The organism is Microcoleus sp. K4-B3 (assembly GCF_036704615.1).
Lineage (GTDB): Bacteria > Cyanobacteriota > Cyanobacteriia > Cyanobacteriales > Microcoleaceae > Microcoleus.
In genome coordinates this window covers 1-1,964 of sequence record NZ_JAUBSF010000207.1, presented here as the reverse complement: position 1 = coordinate 1,964, position 1,964 = coordinate 1, and the positions used below count along the sequence as shown (strand labels likewise).

The following is a 1,964-nucleotide window of genomic DNA, read 5'->3' as shown; positions in this document are numbered from 1 at the left end:
GGCTTAACTGCTTATCAAGCTATTCAGCAAGCCCTCTCTATTCATGGCTCCCTTTTTTCCCCTAGTTGAGCAATTACGTATGCGGAAAGGTCAAGGAAATTTTGTGACGGTTGTTGCTGACATTTCCGAAGGTAATTTAATTGAGATGATTGATTCTCATCGCTGTGAAGAAATCATTGAAGTCCTTATGAAACAAGCAATTGAGGTTCGAGAACAAGTTGAAGAAGTGAGTATTGATATGTGGGGAGGATTTCCTAAAGTTATCAAAAAAGTATTTCCCAATGCTGAAATTATTATCGATCGTTTTCATGTGATGAAAGTAGTTAATAAAGATTTGAATAAATTACGTAGAGCAGCCGGAATAACAGATAGGCAAAGTAAATATTTATTGTTAAGTAATCGAGGTAATTTGAATCCTCTTCAGATTGATAAATTAGAATTGGTACTAGGTAAGTCAGAATGCTTGAAAATTGCGTATGAGATGAAAGAAAAATTCAGAGAAATATATGAGACTAATTTGACAGTCAAAAAAGGGCAGACAAAAATCAAAGAATGGCTAAATCATGCACAAGTGTTTTTTAGAGAATCTGCATCAACAATTGAAAATCATTTTGAGGGTATTTGCAACTACTTTCTGAATCGCACAACAAGTGGAGTTATGGAAGGAATCAACAATCGAATTAAGTTGATAATGCGCCAAGGATATGGCTTTTCTAATTTTAATAATTTTAGGAATCGCGTATTAGCTTGCTTCTGTGATTAGATAAAATTATAACCACAAGTTCAGGAGAGCCAGCAATGCTAAGTTTTGTGGCCCATGACCAGTACGGACGCGACAAGCATCTTCATTCCAGGTGACATCTAAAGTCCAATGCAGACCATTTTCAATACCCCAATGTAGACGGATAGCTTGCCCCAATTTATGAGCATTACATGACAAACTCGTTAAATAAAACTGAACTTCATGGGTAGTTTTATTCCAAAGATGTCTGACCCGGACTACCATGACAACACATTGAAGACCAACCCAATCTTTTTGGTTATGTAAAGTTGGTAATTGAGAAATAGGAACACACCAACAGGATCGTTTTTCAGTCCGATGGTGACCTCGCTCTACTCGTTGGTCATAACTATGGATAATACCTTCAAACCCTTGAGATAATTGTTGCTCAAACCAATCTTTTACTTGTCCGTGAAGTGTAGGATGATTAGCTTTAAGGGCTAAAACGTAATCAGCTGTGTTCATAAAAAATTTGGGAGGCAATGGCTGTTTGCGTACCCATTGCATCAATCGTAATAATACATCCCGCCATATCTAATAACTCTAATAACGCAGGAATTGCAGTAATTTCATTAGATTTATCTGCTACCTTTACTTGTCCTAAAACAAGACGATATTGACTCGACCAAGCGCTCACTAGATGTAAAGCTGATTTCCCCTGCTCTCTATCGTATGAGCCTTTGATAGTCTTACCATCAATGGGAATTACCTGCGCCCCTACTACCTCAACTATCGATTCTATCCAACGTCGAAAGCATTGCTCAAATACTTTGGGATTAATGCGTTCAATCGACGAGTCGAAATGTATCTGCACTTGGGATACCTCCTGGTAAAGCTAAAAACTGCTCCAACCATTCACATTTACTTAATCCATAATTTTCCATGTCTTCCCATCCATTACCTCCTGCAATTACTGACAATATTCCCACGCTCAAAATATCTGTTAATATATGGACACGCGTTCTTTCTACACGAGGGTCTTTGATATCACCAAATACTAATGCCATTTTTTCTGTCAGTGCAGTCGCCTGAGCTATACTCAATCTTTTTGAGCTTTTAATCCTGTGTTTTCGAGATGTGAAACCTGATGCCATAAGACTGACCTGGGTAGTGCCAAAGATGTAATGATAGGAAAGTAGAGTTTCTTGTTGGTGTTTTCTAATCATGCCTGCTTGCCCAACCT

At 38.0% G+C, this 1,964-nt stretch carries 1 protein-coding gene and 1 pseudogene; one reads left to right on the top strand and one right to left on the bottom strand.

Features of this window, described 5'->3' with window-relative positions; all coding sequences use genetic code 11:
- Positions 1–43 precede the first annotated feature (43 nt).
- On the top strand, positions 44–763 hold the full coding sequence (locus tag QUA78_RS32395; RefSeq protein WP_333307352.1) for an ISL3 family transposase: 720 nt from the start codon (positions 44–46) through the stop codon (positions 761–763).
- Positions 764–778: 15 nt separating this feature from the next.
- Here the strand turns inward: QUA78_RS32395 and QUA78_RS32390 are convergent.
- Positions 779–1,788, bottom strand: a pseudogene (locus QUA78_RS32390) (ISAs1 family transposase); the annotation flags it as partial.
- Between the last annotated feature and the right edge of the window lie 176 nt (positions 1,789–1,964).

What these genes read in the sequence shown, in the direction of transcription:
- QUA78_RS32395 (WP_333307352.1), top strand. Translation starts at nt 44, where the DNA reads ATGGCTCCCTTTTTTCCCCTAGTTGAGCAATTACGTATGCGGAAAGGT.